Annotated in this window: 20 protein-coding genes and 4 tRNA genes; 14 read left to right on the forward strand and 10 right to left on the reverse strand. The window is 70.8% G+C overall.

The window, feature by feature from the left end:
- Positions 1-37: 37 nt before the first annotated feature.
- Both ACIQID_RS02265 and ACIQID_RS02270 read left to right on the forward strand, forming a co-directional pair.
- Positions 38-1,003 carry a TIGR03885 family FMN-dependent LLM class oxidoreductase gene (locus ACIQID_RS02265; RefSeq protein WP_312672416.1) on the forward strand — a complete coding sequence of 322 codons (966 nt, stop codon included), beginning with the start codon at positions 38-40 and terminating at the stop codon, positions 1,001-1,003.
- Positions 1,000-2,664, forward strand: coding sequence for an alpha-amylase family protein (locus ACIQID_RS02270; protein WP_400281650.1), 1,665 nt, complete (start codon positions 1,000-1,002; stop codon positions 2,662-2,664). Before ACIQID_RS02265 ends, ACIQID_RS02270 begins: the two co-directional genes overlap by 4 nt.
- 53 nt (positions 2,665-2,717) lie before the next feature.
- Here ACIQID_RS02270 and ACIQID_RS02275 read toward each other — a convergent pair.
- Positions 2,718-2,790: transfer RNA gene (locus ACIQID_RS02275), tRNA-Val, on the reverse strand.
- 151 nt (positions 2,791-2,941) lie between these two features.
- Between ACIQID_RS02275 and ACIQID_RS02280 the strand changes: the two genes are divergently transcribed.
- From ACIQID_RS02280 to ACIQID_RS02300, 5 genes are all read left to right on the forward strand, one after another.
- Positions 2,942-3,014, forward strand: a tRNA-Gly gene (locus tag ACIQID_RS02280).
- 52 nt (positions 3,015-3,066) lie between these two features.
- A tRNA-Cys gene (locus ACIQID_RS02285) sits at positions 3,067-3,137 on the forward strand.
- Between the two features lie 27 nt (positions 3,138-3,164).
- Positions 3,165-3,239: transfer RNA gene (locus tag ACIQID_RS02290), tRNA-Val, on the forward strand.
- Positions 3,240-3,454: 215 nt separating this feature from the next.
- Positions 3,455-3,775 (forward strand): hypothetical protein, encoded by a 321-nt coding sequence (locus ACIQID_RS02295; protein ID WP_312672418.1) that lies wholly within the window; start codon positions 3,455-3,457, stop codon positions 3,773-3,775.
- A 171-nt stretch (positions 3,776-3,946) separates the two neighbouring features.
- Positions 3,947-4,276, forward strand: coding sequence for an ATP-dependent DNA ligase (locus ACIQID_RS02300; RefSeq protein WP_312672420.1), 330 nt, complete (start codon positions 3,947-3,949; stop codon positions 4,274-4,276).
- Between the two features lie 69 nt (positions 4,277-4,345).
- Here ACIQID_RS02300 and ACIQID_RS02305 read toward each other — a convergent pair whose 3' ends face one another.
- Positions 4,346-4,819, reverse strand: a complete 474-nt coding sequence (locus ACIQID_RS02305) for a DUF4383 domain-containing protein (RefSeq protein ID WP_312672421.1) — start codon at positions 4,817-4,819, stop codon at positions 4,346-4,348.
- Positions 4,820-5,009: 190 nt separating this feature from the next.
- Here ACIQID_RS02305 and ACIQID_RS02310 point away from each other — a divergent pair, with 190 nt between their 5' ends.
- Positions 5,010-5,507, forward strand: a complete 498-nt coding sequence (locus ACIQID_RS02310) for a DUF6098 family protein (RefSeq protein ID WP_400281655.1) — start codon at positions 5,010-5,012, stop codon at positions 5,505-5,507.
- Positions 5,504-6,256 (forward strand): MBL fold metallo-hydrolase, encoded by a 753-nt coding sequence (locus tag ACIQID_RS02315; protein ID WP_400281658.1) that lies wholly within the window; start codon positions 5,504-5,506, stop codon positions 6,254-6,256. The genes ACIQID_RS02310 and ACIQID_RS02315 overlap by 4 nt, the downstream gene beginning before the upstream one ends.
- Positions 6,257-6,265: 9 nt before the next feature.
- Here the strand turns inward: ACIQID_RS02315 and ACIQID_RS02320 are convergent, their stop codons facing one another.
- The 6 genes from ACIQID_RS02320 to ACIQID_RS02345 form a co-directional block, all read right to left on the reverse strand.
- Positions 6,266-7,492, reverse strand: coding sequence for a Dyp-type peroxidase (locus tag ACIQID_RS02320; protein ID WP_400281661.1), 1,227 nt, complete (start codon positions 7,490-7,492; stop codon positions 6,266-6,268).
- Positions 7,492-8,022 carry a copper chaperone PCu(A)C gene (locus ACIQID_RS02325; protein ID WP_400281664.1) on the reverse strand — a complete coding sequence of 177 codons (531 nt, stop codon included), beginning with the start codon at positions 8,020-8,022 and terminating at the stop codon, positions 7,492-7,494. Before ACIQID_RS02325 ends, ACIQID_RS02320 begins: the two co-directional genes overlap by 1 nt.
- An 11-nt stretch (positions 8,023-8,033) precedes the next feature.
- A complete protein-coding gene (locus ACIQID_RS02330; RefSeq protein WP_400281667.1) occupies positions 8,034-8,654 on the reverse strand; it encodes a copper resistance protein CopC in 621 nt (206 codons plus the stop codon).
- Between the two features lie 110 nt (positions 8,655-8,764).
- Positions 8,765-9,370, reverse strand: coding sequence for a hypothetical protein (locus tag ACIQID_RS02335; protein WP_400281670.1), 606 nt, complete (start codon positions 9,368-9,370; stop codon positions 8,765-8,767).
- 50 nt (positions 9,371-9,420) lie between these two features.
- The gene (locus ACIQID_RS02340; RefSeq protein WP_400281673.1) at positions 9,421-10,770 is read right to left on the reverse strand and encodes a cryptochrome/photolyase family protein; all 1,350 of its coding nucleotides are present in this window, start codon (positions 10,768-10,770) and stop codon (positions 9,421-9,423) included.
- Complete coding sequence (locus ACIQID_RS02345; protein WP_400281676.1) at positions 10,767-11,144, reverse strand: hypothetical protein; 378 nt, start codon at positions 11,142-11,144, stop codon at positions 10,767-10,769. Before ACIQID_RS02345 ends, ACIQID_RS02340 begins: the two co-directional genes overlap by 4 nt.
- A 50-nt stretch (positions 11,145-11,194) precedes the next feature.
- Between ACIQID_RS02345 and ACIQID_RS02350 the strand changes: the two genes are divergently transcribed.
- The 3 genes from ACIQID_RS02350 (at position 11,195) to ACIQID_RS02360 (ending at position 14,167) form a co-directional block, all read left to right on the forward strand.
- Positions 11,195-11,554 carry a YnfA family protein gene (locus ACIQID_RS02350; protein WP_400281679.1) on the forward strand — a complete coding sequence of 120 codons (360 nt, stop codon included), beginning with the start codon at positions 11,195-11,197 and terminating at the stop codon, positions 11,552-11,554.
- A 121-nt stretch (positions 11,555-11,675) separates the two neighbouring features.
- Positions 11,676-13,616: a threonine--tRNA ligase gene (thrS, locus tag ACIQID_RS02355; protein ID WP_400285611.1), complete on the forward strand. Its 1,941-nt coding sequence runs from the start codon at positions 11,676-11,678 to the stop codon at positions 13,614-13,616.
- Complete coding sequence (locus ACIQID_RS02360; protein WP_025103533.1) at positions 13,613-14,167, forward strand: HIT domain-containing protein; 555 nt, start codon at positions 13,613-13,615, stop codon at positions 14,165-14,167. Before thrS ends, ACIQID_RS02360 begins: the two co-directional genes overlap by 4 nt.
- Positions 14,168-14,201: 34 nt before the next feature.
- Here the strand turns inward: ACIQID_RS02360 and pdxY are convergent, their stop codons facing one another.
- Together pdxY and ACIQID_RS02370 are read right to left on the reverse strand one after the other, a co-directional pair.
- Positions 14,202-15,053 carry a pyridoxal kinase PdxY gene (pdxY, locus tag ACIQID_RS02365; protein WP_400281683.1) on the reverse strand — a complete coding sequence of 284 codons (852 nt, stop codon included), beginning with the start codon at positions 15,051-15,053 and terminating at the stop codon, positions 14,202-14,204.
- Between the two features lie 46 nt (positions 15,054-15,099).
- Positions 15,100-16,407, reverse strand: a complete 1,308-nt coding sequence (locus ACIQID_RS02370; protein WP_400281686.1) for an aminotransferase class I/II-fold pyridoxal phosphate-dependent enzyme — start codon at positions 16,405-16,407, stop codon at positions 15,100-15,102.
- Between the two features lie 89 nt (positions 16,408-16,496).
- Between ACIQID_RS02370 and pdxS the strand changes: the two genes are divergently transcribed.
- Positions 16,497-17,390: a pyridoxal 5'-phosphate synthase lyase subunit PdxS gene (pdxS, locus tag ACIQID_RS02375; RefSeq protein ID WP_025103530.1), complete on the forward strand. Its 894-nt coding sequence runs from the start codon at positions 16,497-16,499 to the stop codon at positions 17,388-17,390.
- Positions 17,380-17,970, forward strand: coding sequence for a pyridoxal 5'-phosphate synthase glutaminase subunit PdxT (pdxT, locus tag ACIQID_RS02380; protein ID WP_400281690.1), 591 nt, complete (start codon positions 17,380-17,382; stop codon positions 17,968-17,970). The genes pdxS and pdxT overlap by 11 nt, the downstream gene beginning before the upstream one ends.
- Positions 17,971-18,103: the final 133 nt, after the last annotated feature.

Genomic DNA, 18,103 nt, shown 5'->3' on the forward strand with positions numbered 1-18,103 from the left:
ACTGCCGCCGAGCGTCGTCCCTTGCCAGACTCGGCCTATGGTGTTCATCGGATTCCACGCGTCCCACGAGCAGGTCCCGCCCAGCGCGCTGCTCGACGCGGTCGTCAGCGCGGAGTGGGCCGGCTTCGACGGGGCGATGTGCTCCGACCACCTGGCCCCGTGGCTGCCCGAGCAGGGGGAGTCGGGTTTCGCGTTCAGCTGGATCGCCGCGGCCTTGGCCCGTACGCGATTCCCCATCGGCATGGTCAACGCGCCGGGACAGCGATACCACCCGGCGATCGTGGCGCAGGCCTTCGGGACGCTGGAGGAGATGTTCCCCGGGCGGTTCTGGGCCGCGCTCGGCAGCGGGGAGGCGATGAACGAGCACGTGACCGGTGAGGTGTGGCCCGCCAAGGACGTCCGGAACGCGCGGCTGCGCGAGAGCGTGGACGTGATCCGCCGGCTGCTGGCCGGTGAGGAGGTCGACCACGACGGTCTCGTGCGCGTGCACCGCGCGCGGATCTGGACCCGCCCGGCTCAGCCGCCGCCGCTCCTCGCCACCGCGGTCAGTGCGGAGACGGCGGAGTGGGCGGCCGGCTGGGCGGACGGGCTCGCCACCGTCGCGCAGGAGCCGTCCGTGCTCCGGAGGGTGGTGGAGGCCTATCGCTCGGCCGGTGGACAGGGTCCGTGCATCCTGCAGACCCACGTGAGCTGGGGCACCGACGACGCCGAGGCCTACGCGACCGCGAAGGAGCAGTGGCGGCAGGGCGTCGTCACCCCGCCGCTCGCGTGGAACATCGAGCAGCCGGAGGACTTCGACGCGGCGGTGGGCGAGGTCGACGAGGCGGGGCTGCGCGCGGCGGTCCTCGTCGACCACGACGCCCGTTCCCTCGCGGAACGGCTGGCGGAGCTCGTCGGCGTCGGCTTCGACCGGATCTACCTGCACCACGTGGGCCGCGAGCAGACCGGGTTCCTGAAGGCGGCCGCCTCCGAGATCCTCCCGGCCCTGAGAGAGCGCACATGAAGATCACCGACACGAGCGACCTCTGGTGGAAGACGGCCGTCGTCTACTGCCTCGACGTGGAGACCTTCCTGGACGCGGACGGCGACGGCGTCGGCGACCTCCGCGGCCTCGCGCAGCGCATCGACTACCTGGCACAGCTCGGTGTGACGTGCCTGTGGCTCATGCCGTTCTATCCCTCGCCCGACCTCGACGACGGCTACGACGTCAGCGACTTCTACGGCGTGGACCCTCGTCTGGGCACCCACGGCGACCTCGTGGAGGTGATCCGCACGGCCCGCGACCGCGGCATCCGCGTGATCGTCGACCTCGTCGTCAACCACACCTCCGACCGTCACCCGTGGTTCCGCGCGGCGCTCCGGAGCGTCGACTCGCCCTATCGCGACTACTACGTGTGGCGGGACGATGCGCCGCCCGAGGGCCAGAAGAACACGGTCTTCCCCGGCCAGGCCGACGGGATCTGGACGAAGGACGAGAAGTCGGGGCAGTGGTACCAGCACAGCTTCTACGAGCACCAGCCCGACCTCAACATCGCCAACCCCGTGGTCAGGGACGAGATCGCGAAGGTGATCGGATTCTGGCTGCAGCTCGGCGTCTCGGGTTTCCGGGTGGACGCCGTGCCGTTCCTCCTCGAGGTCCCGAAGACGGCCGACCTCCCCGACCCGCACGAGCTGCTGCGGGACATGCGACGCTTCCTCCAGCGCCGCTCCAGTGAGGCGATCCTGCTGGGCGAGGTCAATCTCCCGTACGAGGAGCAGCGGGTCTACTTCGGCGGCGCGGACGGCGACGAGCTGACCATGCAGTTCGACTTCGTGGCGATGCAGGCTCTCTATCTGTCGCTCACCCGCCGCGATCCCGCCCCTCTCGTCGCCGCGCTCACCGCGCGGCCCGTCCTCGGACCGGAGGTGCAGTGGGCGAACTTCCTTCGGAACCACGACGAGCTCACCCTCGACAAGCTGACCGAGGCCGAGCGCCAGGAGGTCTTCGACGCCTTCGCGCCGGACGAGCGGCAGCGGGTGTTCGGTCGTGGGATCACACGCCGCCTCCCCCCGATGCTGGAAGGAGACCCCCGGAGGATCCGGATGGCGTACAGCCTGCTCTTCACGCTCCCCGGGACGCCGGTGCTGTTCTACGGCGAGGAGATCGGGATGGGCGAGAACATCGCCGTCGAGGGGCGGCAGGCCGTGCGCACCCCGATGCAGTGGTCGGCGGATCGCAACGGCGGCTTCTCCGATGCGCGTCCCTCCCGGCTGGTCGCGCCGTTGCCGACGGACGGGTACGCGCCCACGCACGTGAACGCCGCCGCCCAGCTCGAGGATCACGGTTCGCTGCTCCACTTCGTCCGCGACCTGACCGCGCGCTACCGGGTGTCGCCCGAGCTCGGGTGGGGGATGTTCCGCGTCATCGACCAGCCGCAGGACGCCCTGCTGGTGCACTCCCTGGAGGCCGATGTCGGGCGCACGATCGCCGTCCACAACTTCGCGGAGCGGCCGGCGACGACGCGGTTCCGGCTGGGGGAGGAGCCCGCGGGCACCACCCTGGTCGACCTCCTCGACGCACGGCGCGTGCCCCTCGACGACGACGGCGGGGTGGAACTGGAACTTCCGGCCTACGGCTACCGGTGGCTGCGTGTCTCGCGCCCGGGGGACGGCAGGGTCCTATGACGATCCGGAAACGCCGAAGGCCCCGGGTGACCGGGGCCTTCGAAGGGATTCTGTGGGCGATACCGGACTCGAACCGATGACCTCTTCCGTGTGAAGGAAGCGCGCTACCAACTGCGCCAATCGCCCATACCCGTGGGGTACGTCAACCGATACTACCCGACCCGCGAGCGCCTCGATGACCAGTCCCGGAGACACGCGCGAGATTCGCCACGGGTTTGGCGGAGCGCGGATCATCGGCTAATGTTTCATAAGTGCCCGGGACAACCGGGAACGAAATGCGGATGTAGCGCAGTTGGTAGCGCACAACCTTGCCAAGGTTGGGGTCGCGAGTTCGAGTCTCGTCATCCGCTCGAGTGCAGTAGATCTTCTCGAAGATCGGCGGCACGTGGGGTCAATCCACACGGTGGCGTGGCCGAGCGGCTAGGCACCGGCCTGCAAAGCCGTTTACACGGGTTCGAATCCCGTCGCCACCTCACGGGAAAACTGAATAGCCCCAACGGGCGCGATTGGCGCAGCGGTAGCGCGCTTCCCTGACACGGAAGAGGTCACTGGTTCGATCCCAGTATCGCGCACCACCTGAAACCCCCGGTTCTGCCGGGGGTTTTTTCTTGCCCGCACGCAGTCCTCCCGCTCCTCCCTCCGCGCGGCGTCGCAGATCCGCGCGAGGGCGCAGTCTCACGGCAGAGCTCGGCGACGTCGGTGCTGATCTGCGTGTCGGCGCTGACTGAACCGAGTTCGAAGATGTGTTCGAATATCGGTATCCTGGACGAGGCCGGAGGAAGGAGCCGGTGTGGGGAACTCGGGTCGCGCGCTCTCCGCGTACAACGACATGCGGTCGCAGCATCAGGCCATCGAGGCCGCCGCACGCCGCGGCCCCCTGCAGTCCCTGTCCGATCGCGAGCTCGCCCTGCGCGAGTCCGCCATCACCGTCTATCCGCACGCGCTCCAGCGGCGGGTGCGGGCATGGGTGCGGTTCGGCCCAGAGGCGATCCGCGTGGAGGCCAAGGTCGTCCGCTCCACTCCGCTCGCGGCGGGTATCGAGTTCCGTGCCGGCGAGCGCACGTACCGCTGCTGGGTCTGGGGGAACGCCGTCCAGCCGGTGGAGGGGTGACCCCGAGAGTGGACACCGCTCGCACGATCTGTTCGTTTCCCGTCCGCACATCGGCGTCTTCGGCCCGCCGGGGGCGTGCGGCTGACAGGGTGGACCGACATCACCACCCGCGATCGACGATCGCTCCTCCGTGGGACGAGATTCCGTGGCGATCACCCCAGGAGGGCGGACATGGGCAGGTTCATCTACGAAGGAAGCACCAAGGTCGAGGTCGAGGACCGCGCGCTGCGGCATCTGCAGCTGGTGATGACCGCGAAGCTGCGGCGGGGCGAGCCCTTCCCGTACACCTGGAAGGAGGACGCCAGCATCGGGGGCGGACGGATCACCGTCTGGATCCATGCCGGGAGCTCCATGGTGTTCAAGTACGTGGGGAGCCGCCAGCCCGAGGTTAATCGGGCCTGGGTCGACGCGCTGGCGTACACGGCCAATGCACCGAGCGGGCTGTATCTCGTGCCGGAGCCGGCTGGCAGCGCGGTCACCGGCACCCTCGACGCCGCGTAGGGGGCGGCGGCGGACGGGACGCCCCCTCCGCGAGGCGAGGAGGAGGCGTCCCGTCTGGGGGTGCGGGGGTCAGACCTGCGCGGTGCCGGGCCCGTTCTGCGGGACGCGCGGCTCTCGACTGACGAAGATGCCCAGCAGCACCATGCCGATCGCGAGGCCGAGGTGGAGCCAGTTGTCGGCGTTGTTCACCGGCAGGAAGTTCAGCTGCTCGTTGCCGACCGCGATGAGGCCGTACAACCAGACGACGAGGTACGCGAGTCCGCCGATGATGAGGTACAGGCGGGAGGCGCGCGGCGAGGCGGCGAGCGCGATGCCCGCGACGGCGAACAACAGGTGCACGACGTTGTGCAGGACCGAGACCTGGAAGAGGCCGAGGAGCAGGGCCTCCGACGCTGCTCCGGCTCCGTGCAGGTGTTCGGCCGAATGGGTGAGGCCCGGGATGAAGCCGGCGATGCCGACGATGAGGAAGACGATGCCGACGATCAGCGCCGTCTTCTGGATCGGTGTCCCGGCGTAGCGGGTGGTGCGGGTGGTGTCGCTCATGATCCCCTCCAAGGTGTGGTGCGGTTGCCCGAAAGTAGGACTCCTGTGTGCCGGCTGAGAGGGCATTGACGCATCAGAAGCCGCGCGGTAGCTTCGCGCGGGCGTCCGCAAGCGCTCCTGCGACGATGTGCCCGGAGCACGGATTGTCAATCCCCCTCGCAGCCGCCGGACCGGTTCCTACGCTCAGGCCATGACCGACGCCGCTCTCGACCGCACCTGCGGCACCTCGACCTCCGATCGCGATGCGGCGACCGGGCTGCGACGCATCGACCACCTGGCGCAGCTGGCCGCGGTCGTCCGCGCGTGCCCCGGTCTGCACGTCCGCTACTCCGAGGGGCCGGACGCGGACACCCGCCGCTCCAGCATCGACACCGAGAGCGGACTCGAGCTTCCCGGGCTCTCCGTCAATCCTCTCGACGCCGAGCGGTGGTGGACGCGTCCGCTGGAGGACTGGCTGGCACGCCAACTCTGCCAGTACCGGCACCTCGCCGAGAAGGAGCCGCAGCGCATCGCCTGGATCCTCCGGGGCGAGCACTGCGGCCGCGGCCCGGACTGCGAGCCGCTGCTGAAGGATGTGGAGCCGATCGCCGTCATCGGCCCACACGTGCTGCTCGAAGCGCGGGAACGGTACGAGCGCACCTTCGATGCGGGGCGCGGACCCGCCGACGACGGGGAGGCACGGGGATGAGCAGAGCACCGGAGTGGACCGAGGTGGTGCCGGGGTTCTTCGGCATCAGCGTGGCGGAGGTCAATTGCTACCTCGTGCAGACCGCGGATGGGCTGACGCTGTTCGATGCGGGGCTGCCGCGCAGCAGGGGCGTGCTGCGCGACGTGCTCGGCCACCTCGGGGCGAAGGAGACCGACATCGATGCGGCCGTCCTGACGCACGGGCACTTCGACCACGTCGGAGTCGCGCGCCGGCTGCATGAGGAGGGCGTCTCCGTGCTCGTCCACCCTCGCGACGCAGAGCTGGCCCGTCACCCGTACAGCTACCGTCCCGCCTCCCCGCGCGTCCCCTACGTGCTCACCCATCCGCGGGGGATCCCCACCATCACCCGGATGGCTCTCGCCGGAGCGCTCAACGTCCGCGGCGTCGATGCGCAGCCCCGCGTGACGCACGAGCATCCGATCGACGCCCCCGGGACCCCGATCGCCCTGTGGACTCCGGGACACACGGCAGGGCACTGCGCGTACTTCTTCCCCGAGGTCGGGGTCCTCGTCGCGGGCGACGCCCTCGTGACGCTCGACCCGTACACGGGGGAGGCCGGGCCCCAGATCGTCGCCAGGGCCGCCACGGCCGACACCACGGAGGCGATGGAATCGCTGGACACCCTGGCACGGACGAGCGCGCGCGTCGTCCTGACGGGTCACGGAGAGCCCGTGCTGGACGGTGTGGGGCCCGCGGTCGCTGCGGCGCGGCGACGCGGACCCCACTGACCCCGCGCCTCAGTCGAGCAGCGTCTCCCCGATGTAGCCGCCCTCCGCGCATCCCGGGGGCACGGCGAACACGGCGGATCCGATCGGGACGGTCCACTCGTTGAGCAGGTCGAGCTCGTCGAGCCGTTGCTGCATGGGGACGAACTGCCGCGCGACGTCGGCCTGGAACGCGGCGAAGAGCAGTCCGGACTCGGAGACGCCGTCTGCGGCCGGGCGCTCGTCGTAGTTGTACGCCCGGCGGAAGATGCGCTCCGCGCCGTCGCCGCGCGCGCGTCGGATGTGCGCGAACGCCGGGATGACGGGGAACCCGATGGCCGTCGTCGCGTCGAAGTCCGGCTCGTCGAACTCCGACGTCCCCGTGAGGGGCGCGCCGTCGCGGAGCGTCCGCCCCACCGAGGCCTCGCGGCCCCCGCGATCCAGGCGGTCCCAGGTGTCGAGGTCCATGCGGATGCGGCGGAGGACCATGCCCGTGCCGCCGGCGAGCCAGCCGTCATCGCTCCACACCACCCGGTCGAAGTCCTCGGTGCCCGGCTGCGGATTGCTCGTGCCGTCGACCTGACCGAAGAGATTGCGCATGGTCGTGCCCGGTCGCTCGGTGCCGTGTGCCCGGCGGAAGCCCTGCTGGATCCATCGCACGGTCGCGAAGCCGCGCGCGTCCTTCAGGAGCATGCGCTGCGCGTGCGCGACGGTCAAGGGGTCGTCGGCTGCGATCTGCAGGAGCAGGTCTCCGTCCGAGAACTCCGGCTGCAGGCGGTCCACGCGGAAGGCGGGCAGGGGAGCGAGCCACGAGGGGGCGCTACCGCCCGCCCGTGCCACGAGCGTCGGACCGAAGCCGAACGTGACGGTCAACCGGGCGGGGGCGACGGCGAGCTCCGGCTCGGAGTCCGCCAGCGCCCCGCGTCCTCGGGTGAGCCGCGCCGCATCGTCCGTGAGGATCCGCAGGAGCCGGCGGAGCGCGTCGCGGTCGACCTCCGGGCGCAGGTCGAGCGCGACGAACGAGCCGTGCGCCTGCGCCGCGGTGTCGATCCCGGCCTGATGGACGCCGTGGAACGGGACGGTGAGGGAGCCGTTGAGCGGAGCGGGGGCCGCGGGAGCCTCCGTGTCCGCTCGCGTGAGGGCGAGGTCCGCCCCGACCGCGACGGCGGCCCCGACACCGGCGACAGCCCCTCCGAGGAGGAACTGCCGCCGGGTCGAGCCGGTGCGGCCGGTGCGCGCGCCCGAGACGCGCGCGGACATCAGTGGTCCATGCCCTCGTGGTCGTCGGCACCGTCGTAGTTCTCGTTCGCGCCGGAGTAGTCCTTCACCGGCGCACGGAAGTCGAACGTGGAGTCATCGGACAGGGTGACCGTGAAGGCGACCTCGTCACCGGCGCGCAGCGGCTCGGCGAGGTCCATCATCATGATGTGGTTCCCCCCGGGCTCGAGGGCGAGGGTGCCGCCGGCGGGGACGACGAAGCCCCCGGCGATCTCCCGCATGACCATCTCCCCGGCCTCGTTCTCGACGGTCTCGTGCAGCTCGATCATCGGCGAGGCGGCGGAGGTGACCGACGTCACCGTCACGTCCTCCTCGCCCTCGTTGACGAGCACGCCGAAGGCCGCGGACATGCCTTCATCGGCCGACTTGACCCAGGCGTCGTCGATCCGGAGGACCTCACCGGCGGGGGCGCTGGTCGGTGTCTCGGCTGTGGGCGTGGTGCATCCGGTGAGCGCGACGAGCGCGAGGACGATCGCCGCGCCGAGGCGGGGGAGGGAGGTGCGAGTGTTCATGATGATGCCTTTCAGGAGTTCTCTGCCGTGTCGTCGCCGGATTCCGGCGCCATGGCGGCCGCGCGACGGCGGCGGAGGATGAGGAGGACGGCGAAGGCGGCGACGGCGAGTGCCGCTCCCGCCCCGCCGACGAGCAGGACCCGGATCGGGTCGCCCGTCTCGTCTGCGTTCTGATCCGATGCGGTCGACGTGTCGTCCGTGGCGGAGGCGGTCGGCTCCGGATTCCCGGTCGACTCCAGCGGGACGGCGTCGCCGATCGCGAAGGGGATGATCCCCGCGATCGGATGTCCGTCCTCGGAGACGACCTGCCACCGCACCTGGTACCCGCCGTCCGGCATACCGGGGACGAGGGCGGCGGTGACATTCCGGCCGCGGACCTCCACCTCGCCCGTCGCCCAGTCCTCACCCTCCGCGTCGACGACGAGGACGACGGCCCCGGCGGTCGACTCGTCGAGGACGAGGAGCTCGCCCGAGAACGTCATCGTGACGCTGACGGGCGCGGTGTCGAGCCGTTCCCCGTCGGCGGGGCTGCTCTCGATGAGTTGGTCATGGGCGGTCGCCGGCGCTGCCGTCGCGAGGATCGCGACAGCCGCCAGCACCGCCCCGGCCGCGAATCTGCGGACAGGGGTCATGGGAAGTGCCTCTCTTCGAACGTCGCCGAGCGACGGGGTACCTGCGTTCGTGCGCGCGTCACCGGGACAGCGCGAGGACGCACCGCGCGGCCGGAGGCCGCGGGCGCGGATCAGAGCGCGGGGAGAGCGGGCGGGGCGCGTCCGAGGAGCGGGGTGAGGAGACGGAGGCGGCGGGCCGTCCGGACGAGGAAGAGACCGGCCAGGCGGAACGGAGAAGCGGCGGAGCGCGGGGCGAGCGTCACGTCCGCCCGTCGACGCACCCAGCGGACCAGTCGGACGGCGAGATCGCGCAGGGTGAGGAGCAGCCGCTCCCCGCGATGGAGCGCCGTCACGGTGACGACCGCCGCGAGGGCATGCCCGAGCCACATCGCGGCATCCGCGGTCGCGACGACCCCGGAGCCTTCGGCTGCGGGGAGCACGAGCGGAGCGCCGTGCACGTGACGGATCGCCGCGCCGGACGGGGTGACCGTGCCGAGCACGAAGAGCACGTGGAAGAGGAACTGGCTCACGGCCACGGAGAGGGTGAGTCGGGTGAGGGAGAGCCTTCGTCCGGCGAGGAGCACGCTCACCATGAAGGCGAACAGCCAGGGCACGAGGATCCCCAAAGGGCCCGGCATCTCGCCGCCGCCGCTCACGTGACCCGCCAGGGCCACGAAGATCGCGAGCGACGAGGTCGCGAAGCCCCGCACGACGGCGGGCTTGCGGGACGGGCTCACGGGCACCAGTCTGCCATGCGCCGGAGATCGTGACGGGCGGGAGCCGTGCGTCAGCTCCGCGGTGCTCCGGAGCGCTTGACGACGTCGTAGGCGGCGAGCGCTGCCTTCCGGGTCTCACCGAGGTCGACGATCGGCTCGGCGGGGGCGTCCGCAGCCCAGCGGCCGATGTACTGCCCCTCGCCGTCGAACTTCTTGGCCTGCAGCTCCGGGTTGAACACGCGGAAGTACGGGGCGGCGTCGGCACCGGAGCCCGCGACCCACTGCCAGTTGAACGGGTTGCTCGCGTCGTCGGCGTCCACCAGCGTGTCCCAGAACCACTCCTCGCCGAGCCGCCAGTCGATGAGGAGGTTCTTGACGAGGAACGATGCCGTGACCATCCGCACCCGGTTGTGCATGTGCCCGGTGTGCCAGAGCTCGCGCATGCCCGCGTCGACGAGGGGGACTCCGGTCTCGCCGTGCTGCCAGAGCTCCAGCCGCGCGGGGTCCAGGGGAGGCCAGGGGAACGCGTCGAACTCGCGCCGCAGGTTCTTCGTCGCGAGATCCGGGAAGTGGAACAGCGTGTGCCAGGCGAACTCGCGCCAGCCGAGCTCCGAGAGGAATCCGCCGGCCCCGTCGACGTCGATCGCCTCGTGCCACACGGTGAAGGGGCTGAGCTCGCCCCAGCGCAGACGCGGAGACAGCCGGGAAGTGGCACCGGCGGCCGGCGCGTCGCGAGCGTGGTCGTACGTGCGGAGTTCTTCGGCGAGGAAGTGCTGCAACCGGCGGCGCGCGGCGGGCTCGCCGGGATCCCACGTGTCGCGGAGACCGCCCGCCCAGTCCGGGGCGGTGGGCAGCAGCCCCCAGTCGTCCAGCGCGTCGGAGGGGAGCCGCCTGGCGGCGCCGCGGAGCTCTCGAGGCTCGGGAAGCGGGGCGCGCGGGGCCGGAAGGGCCAGACAGGCCCGCCAGAACGGTGTGAAGACCGAATAGTGCGTGCCGCTCCCGGTGGTGACCGTCCACGGCTCGTGCAGGAGCGACCCGGCGAACGATCGCACCAGGAGCCCCTCGTCGCGCAGCGTCGTCTTCAGCCCGGCATCGATCTCGCGCCCGGCGGCGCCGTAGCGACGGTTCCAGAAGACCGCTCCCGCACCCGACTCGGCGACCAGCTCTCGCACGACCCGGTCGGCGGGCCCGCGCCGCAGCACCAGCGTCGCCCCCTTCTCACGCAGTCGTCCGGCGAGCGAGGCCAGCGAATGGTGCAGCCACCAGCGCGCCGCGCCGCCCAGCGGACGGATGCCGGGGGACTCCTCGTCGAGGACGAAGAGCGCGATGACCGGCTCGTCGCGCTCGACGGCGGCACGCAGCGCGGAATTGTCGGCCAGGCGGAGATCGTCGCGGAACCAGACGATCGAGGGTGAGGTCATCGGGTCGCCCACAGGGCCCAGGCGATGAGCAGAGGCTGCAGGAACAGGCGGCCGAACCGCCGCCGGTCCGTGTCGAGCCCGGGCGTCGATCGCCCGGTGCGCCACTGATGCCAGTTGCCGGGGAAGACCGCGGCGAAGAAACCCGCCGTGGCCACTCCCATCCGTCGACGCTCGCGCGGCAGAGCCACCAGGCCCGCCGCGAGCGCGACCTCGGCCGCACCCGACGCCAGGACGATCGTGTCCTTGTCCATCCGGGTCAGGCGGGTCGCCCAGTCGGGCACGACGACCCGGAACCCGCGTGTCTGGGTGAAGTGCAGCACGCCCATCGCCCCGAGGGCGAGAGCCAGGAGCCAGCGGGCGATCGTCCGAGTCATGCGCCCACGCTATCGTCCCCGTCGGACGCCGCGGCTGTCACACTGAGGCGATGACCGTGCTGCGCATCACCGTCCTCTTCCTCCTCGCCGCCATCGCCGAGATCGGCGGCGCCTGGCTCATCTGGCAGGCGGTGAAGGAGGACAGGGGCTGGCTGTTCGCGGTCCTGGGGGTCATGGCGCTCGGGGCCTACGGTTTCCTCGCGGCCCTGCAGCCGGATGCGAACTTCGGCCGTGTCCTGGCCGCGTACGGCGGGATCTTCATCGCCGGATCCCTCGCCTGGGGCGTCATCGTCGACGGATTCCGCCCCACCTCGTGGGACGTCATCGGCTCCGTGGTGGCTCTGGCCGGGGCGGCGATCATCATCTTCGCGCCGGCGGCCGCGGATCCGCTGTCGGAGAGCGCCGCGTGACGGTCGGCGACCTGCGAGCGGACGAGTAGCCTAGATCCAGACCCAGATGGAGTGATCAGTGCCTGAAAACGCCCAGCCGACCGACGGCTTCGCCCTGTTCTCTGACCGAAACGTCGTCGCCATGCGCGTCGGCGGCGTCCTGAAGGACCTCGCTGCGACGGTCACCGAGACCGACGACGTCGAGCCCGTCACGATCGACAGCCCCGACGGCCTGAACATCCTGCGTCACTCGACCGCGCATGTGCTCGCGCAGGCGGTGCAGCGGATCAACCCGCAGGCGAACCTCGGCATCGGTCCGCCCATCACCGACGGCTTCTACTACGACTTCGGCGTCGACACCCCGTTCACGCCGGAGGACATCAAGGCGATCTCCAAGGAGATGCAGCGCATCGTCCGCGAGGGCCAGCGCTTCGTCCGTCGCGTCGTGACCGACGAGGAGGCTCGTGCGGAGCTCGCGGACGAGCCGTTCAAGCTCGAGCTCATCGGGCTCAAGGGCCCGTCGGCGGGCTCCGAGGGCGAGATCGCCGAGGGGGCATCCGTCGAGGTGGGCGAGGGTGAGCTCACGATCTACGACAACACCACCCGCGACGGCGAGGTCGTCTGGAAGGACCTCTGCCGCGGTCCGCACCTGCCCAACACGCGCATGATCGGCAACGGCTGGGACCTCACCCGCATCGCCGCCGCGTACTGGCGGGGGAGCGAGAAGAACCCGCAGCTCCAGCGCATCTACGGCACCGCATGGCCGACGAAGGACGAGCTGCGCGCCTACCAGGAGCGCATCGCCGAGGCCGAGCGCCGCGACCACCGCAAGCTCGGCGCCGAGATGGACCTGTTCTCCTTCCCGGACGAGATCGGCTCGGGACTGGCGGTGTTCCACCCCAAGGGCGGCATCATCCGCTACGAGATCGAGGAGAACCTGCGCAAGCACCTGCTGCGCAACGGCTACGACCTCGTCAACAGCCCGCACATCACGAAGAAGGATCTCTTCATGACGTCGGGGCACCTGCAGACCTACGCGGACGGCATGTTCCCCCCGATGCACCTCGACGAGGTCGTCGATGACGAGGGCAACGTCACCCGCCAGGGCCAGGACTACTACCTCAAGCCGATGAACTGCCCGTTCCACAACCTCATCTTCCGTTCGCGCGGGCGTTCCTACCGGGAGCTGCCGCTGCGTCTGGCCGAGTTCGGCACGGTCTACCGCTACGAGAAGAGCGGAACGCTGTCGGGGCTCACCCGCGTGCGCGGCCTGACCCAGGACGACGCGCACATCTACGTCGCCCAGGACCAGGTCAAGGAGGAGCTCACCACCAACCTGAACCTCGTGCTCGACCTGCTCCGCGACTACGGCCTCAACGACTTCTACCTCGAGCTCTCGACGAACGAGGAGGGCAACCCGAAGTTCCTGGGCGAGCCCGAGCAGTGGTCGACCGCGATCGACACGCTGCGCGAGGTCGCGATCGAGTCCGGTCTCGAGCTCGTGGCCGACCCGGGTGGCGCCGCCTTCTACGGCCCGAAGATCTCGGTGCAGGCCCGCGACGCCATCGGCCGTACCTGGCAGATGTCGACCATCCAGCTCGACTTCAACCAGCCCGACCGTTTCGAGCTGGAGTACACCGGTCCCGACGGGCAGAAGCACCGGCCCGTGATGATCCACCGGGCGCTCCTCGGCTCCGTCGAGCGCTTCTTCGCGATCCTCCTCGAGCACTATGCCGGCGACTTCCCGCTCTGGCTCGCACCGAGTCAGGTCGTGGGCGTGCCGGTGGCGGAGCAGTACGGCGACTACCTGGACGACGTCATCGCGCAGCTGCGCGCGGCGGGCGTGCGGGCCGATGTCGACCACTCCGACGACCGCATGCAGAAGAAGATCCGCACCCACACCACGGCGAAGGTCCCGGTCATCCTCATCGTGGGGGAGCAGGACCGCGCCGCCGGCACGGTGTCGTTCCGCTTCCGCGACGGCACGCAGGAGAACGGCGTGCCGGTCGCCGATGCGGTGCGCCGGATCAGCGCCGCCATCGCGTCGCACGCGCTGGTGCTGAAGGCGGGAGACCTCGCATGACGGGCGGTGAGGCGGACCTCGAGGACGCCTCCCGTCTCGTCGGGGTGCCCGACGAGTTCCAACGGCTGTGGACCCCGCATCGGATGGCGTACATCCAGGCCGGGCCGGAGCCGCTGCGCGAGGAATGCCCGTTCTGCGAAGCGCCGAAGTACCCGGATGCGGAGCGGCTCATCGTGGCGCGCGGGGAGACCGCGTACGTGCTGCTGAACCTCTTCCCGTACAACTCGGGGCACCTGCTCGTGTGCCCGTACCGGCACATCGCCACCTACGACCAGGCGACGCCCGAGGAGGTCGCCGAGATCGGCGCCCTCACGCAGACGGCGATGCGCGTGCTCCGCGAGGTCTCCGGCTGCGACGGCTTCAATCTCGGCATGAACCAGGGTGCGGTGGCCGGAGCGGGCGTGGACGCGCATCTGCACCAGCACGTCGTGCCGCGGTGGCGCTCGGACGCGAACTTCTTCCCGATCATCGCCAAGACGAAGGCGCTCCCGCAGCTCCTCGGTGAAGTGCGGGAGGCCGTCGCGGAGGCGTGGCCCGCCGCCGATCGCTGAGTCGTCGCGTCGGCGTCCCCGGGTCGAGGAGGAGTCAGCGCACCTGGCGGGCGGTGAACTGCATCCGCGGGGTCGCGTAGAACTCCTGCGCCTCGACGAGCTGCAGCTCGCGCTCGCCCGAGTCGAGCGTGGCCTGCAACAGGTCGTAGACGCTGGAGGCGGTGCGCTCCAGAGCGGTCTGCGCGCTGCCGGTGTCGACGTAGTGCGCGGTGAACAGCGCCGCCGTCACGTCGCCGGAGCCGTTCGCCTTCATCGGCAGGTGCGGGGTCTGCACGAGCCACGCGCCCGCGTCGTCCACGGCGAGCATCTCGATCGTGCCCTCTTCGCGGTCCGGCCGCTCGACGCTCGTGACGAGCACCGTGCGCGGCCCCATCGCCCGCGCGAGGTCGACGGAGGCGAGGGTCGACTCGAGCGTGTCCGGCTCGGTCTCGGTGAGGAAGCCCAGCTCGAACTGGTTCGGCGTGATGATGTCGGCCACCGGCACCACGCGCTCACGGAGCAGGATCGGGATCGCCGGAGCGACGAAGCAGCCGGACTTGGCGTTGCCCATGACCGGGTCGCAGGCGTACAGCGCCTCGGGGTTCGCCGCCTTCACCCGGGAGACCGCGTCGATGATGACGTCGCCGATGCCCTCGCTGCCCTGGTAGCCGCTGAGCACGGCGTCGATGGAGCCGAACACGCCGCGTTCCTCGATGCCGGTGATGACCTCGCCGACATCGGCGGGGTCGATCAGCGGTCCGCGCCACGCGCCGTAGCCGGTGTGGTTCGAGAAGGTCACGGTGTAGACCGGCAGCACCTCCACGCCGATGCGCTGCAGCGGGAAGACGGCCGCGGAGTTGCCGACGTGACCGTACGCGACGGCGGACTGGATGGACAGGATCTTCATACCCGGTCCCTTTCATTCTGGGCGGGCCGGTGCCCGCGACGGGTGGTCATCGTCCGGCGGCGACGAGGTCGGCGATGAGGGTCTCCGCGTCGTCCTCGGAGAGGTCGTGCACGGTGAGGCGGAGGTGGTGTGAGGGGTCGTCGCGCTCGTCGAGGGCGAAGTCGTCCCCGGTGCGCGCGAGCCACCCGCGGCGCATCAGATGGTCGGCGATGGTGCGTGCGGGCTTCGCGAAGCCGACCCACAGGCTCAGGCCGTCCGGGTCGGGGGCGTCGATCCCCGCGGCGCGCAGGCGTTCCGCGAAGGCGGCGTTGCGCGCGGCGTAGTGGCGACCCGCCTCCGCGATCTCCTCGCGCACGGCGGGGTCGGTGAGCTGGGCGAGCGTGAGCCGCTGCAGCAGGTGGCTGACCCAGGTGGTGCCGGGGCTGAGCCGCATCGCCAGGCGCTCTGCGGTCTCCGGGTCGGTCGCCGCGAGCGCCAGGCACATGTCCGGCCCGAGGAACTTCGACACCGAGCGCACCAGGGCGAACCGCCGGTGGTCGGGGCCGATCAGCGACTCGTACGGACGCTGGGAGAGCAGGGAGAAGTGGTCGTCCTCGATGACGAGCACGTACGGGTGGTCGGCGAGCACCGTGCGCAGCGCCGCCGCCCGAGCGGGGGAGAGGCTCACCCCCGTCGGATTCTGCGCGCGCGGGGTGCAGATGACGGCGCGGACGCCCGCGTCCAGAGCGGCGCGGAGCCCCTCGACCGTCATGCCCTCGCCGTCCACCGGGACCGTGATGGCGCGATACCCGCCGAGCCGCACGGTATGGATGCTCGCGAGGAAGCAGGGATCCTCGAGGGCCACCGCATCGTCGCGCATGAGCGCCTGGGCGAGCAGGCGCTCGACGGCGTCCACCGCTCCACTGGTGACCGTGACCCGGAAGTCCTGGCCCGCGAGATCGGCGCCCATCCACTCCCGTGCCCAGTCCTCGAGCCCGCGGTCGATCACCGGCTCCCCGTAGAGCACGGGGCGGCGACCGATCGTGCCGAGAGCCGCGGACGGGTCGGGGATCCGGGCCGGGTCGGGGTTGCCCGTGCCGATGTCGCGGAGGACGGTGTCGGGCGCGTAGCCCTCCTGCGGCACGACGTCGACGCCGGCGACGACGGTGCCCGCACGCCCCCGCGAGTGCACGAGACCCGCCTGCGCGAGCTGGCGGTACGCGGCGACCGCGGTGTTGCGGTTGACCCCGAGGGTCGCCGCGAGCTCGCGCACGGGAGGAAGGACCTCGCCGGGCCGGAGCGTGCCGCGGTCCCGGAGGGCGCGTACGCTGTCCGCGATCTCCGCCGCGGTGGTTCCCCTGATCTGGTCGCTCATGATCCTCCTCCGCGATTCTAGGTGGAGTGGACAGTGCTACCTTTGATCTAGATCAAAACACATTTCGGATCATCCGACAGGAGACCCCCATGACCGAGCAGCCCACCACCGGATCCGCACGCGTGAAGCGCGGTCTCGCCGAGATGCTCAAGGGCGGCGTCATCATGGACGTCGTCACCGCCGAGCAGGCGAAGATCGCCGAGGACGCGGGAGCCGTGGCCGTCATGGCGCTGGAGCGGGTCCCCGCGGACATCCGCGCGCAGGGCGGCGTCTCGCGGATGAGTGACCCCGACATGATCGACAGCATCATCGACGCGGTCTCCATCCCCGTCATGGCGAAGGCGCGGATCGGGCACTTCGTCGAGGCCCAGGTGCTGCAGGAGCTCGGCGTCGACTACATCGACGAGTCCGAGGTGCTCTCGCCGGCCGACTACGTGAACCACATCGACAAGTTCGGCTTCACCGTGCCGTTCGTCTGCGGCGCCACGAACCTGGGGGAGGCGCTGCGCCGCATCAACGAGGGCGCCGCGATGATCCGCTCCAAGGGTGAGGCCGGCACGGGCGACGTGTCCGAGGCGATGAAGCACATCCGGAAGATCCGGGGAGAGATCGCCGCACTGACCGCGCTGCCGAAGGACGAGCTGTTCGTGGCCGCGAAGGAGCTGCAGGCGCCGTACGAGCTCGTCGCGGAGATCGCCGAGACCGGAAAGCTCCCCGTGGTGCTCTTCGTCGCGGGTGGGGTCGCGACCCCGGCCGACGCGGCGATGATGATGCAGCTCGGCGCTGACGGCGTGTTCGTCGGCTCGGGCATCTTCAAGTCCGGGAACCCGGCCGAGCGGGCGAAGGCCATCGTGAAGGCCACCACGTTCTTCGACGACCCGAAGGTGATCGCCGAGGTGTCCCGCGGGCTGGGCGAGGCGATGGTCGGCATCAACGTGAGCGACCTGCCTGCGCCGCATCGCCTCGCCGAGCGTGGCTGGTAGCCCGCGCGTCGGCGTCCTCGCCCTGCAGGGGGACGTGCGGGAGCACGCCGCGCTCCTGGAAGAGCTCGGCGCCGACGTCACCCTGGTCCGTCGGCCCGAGGAGCTCGCGCGCGTCGACGGTCTCGTGATCCCCGGAGGCGAATCGACCGTGATCGACAAGCTGTCCCGGCTGTTCGGGCTGCAGCAGCCGATCCGCGAGGCGATCGCCGACGGGATGCCGGTGCTCGGCACCTGCGCGGGGCTGATCCTGCTGGCCGACGAGGTGGTGGACGCGATCGACGGGCAGGAGAGCTTCGGTGGACTCGATGCCGTCGTGCGGCGCAATGCGTTCGGGCGGCAGGCCGAGTCGTTCGAGGCGGAGCTGACGGTGCCCGCCTTCGACAACCCGGTCATGGCGGCCTTCATCCGCGGACCCGTCGTGGAGGCGGTGGGATCGCGGGCCTCGGTGCTCGCGACGCTGCCCGACGGCCGCGTGGTCGCCGTGGAGCAGGACGGACTGCTGGGGTTGAGCTTCCACCCGGAGATCACGAACGAGACGCGGTTCCACCGACGCTTCCTCGACCGGGTCGCCCGCCGCTGACGGTGCCGTGGGGTGCCGTGAGTTCAGGCATCGGCGCGAGGACAGGCGCGTCCACGCATGCGCGCCTGAACTCGCGCGACTGCCTGGGTCAGCGCGAGTGCGAGCGCGACCAGAGCGGCGCCGCGGCACGGTT

Source organism: Microbacterium sp. NPDC091676 (genome assembly GCF_044756645.1).
In the GTDB taxonomy this organism is placed as follows: Bacteria; Actinomycetota; Actinomycetes; order Actinomycetales; family Microbacteriaceae; genus Microbacterium; species Microbacterium paraoxydans_D.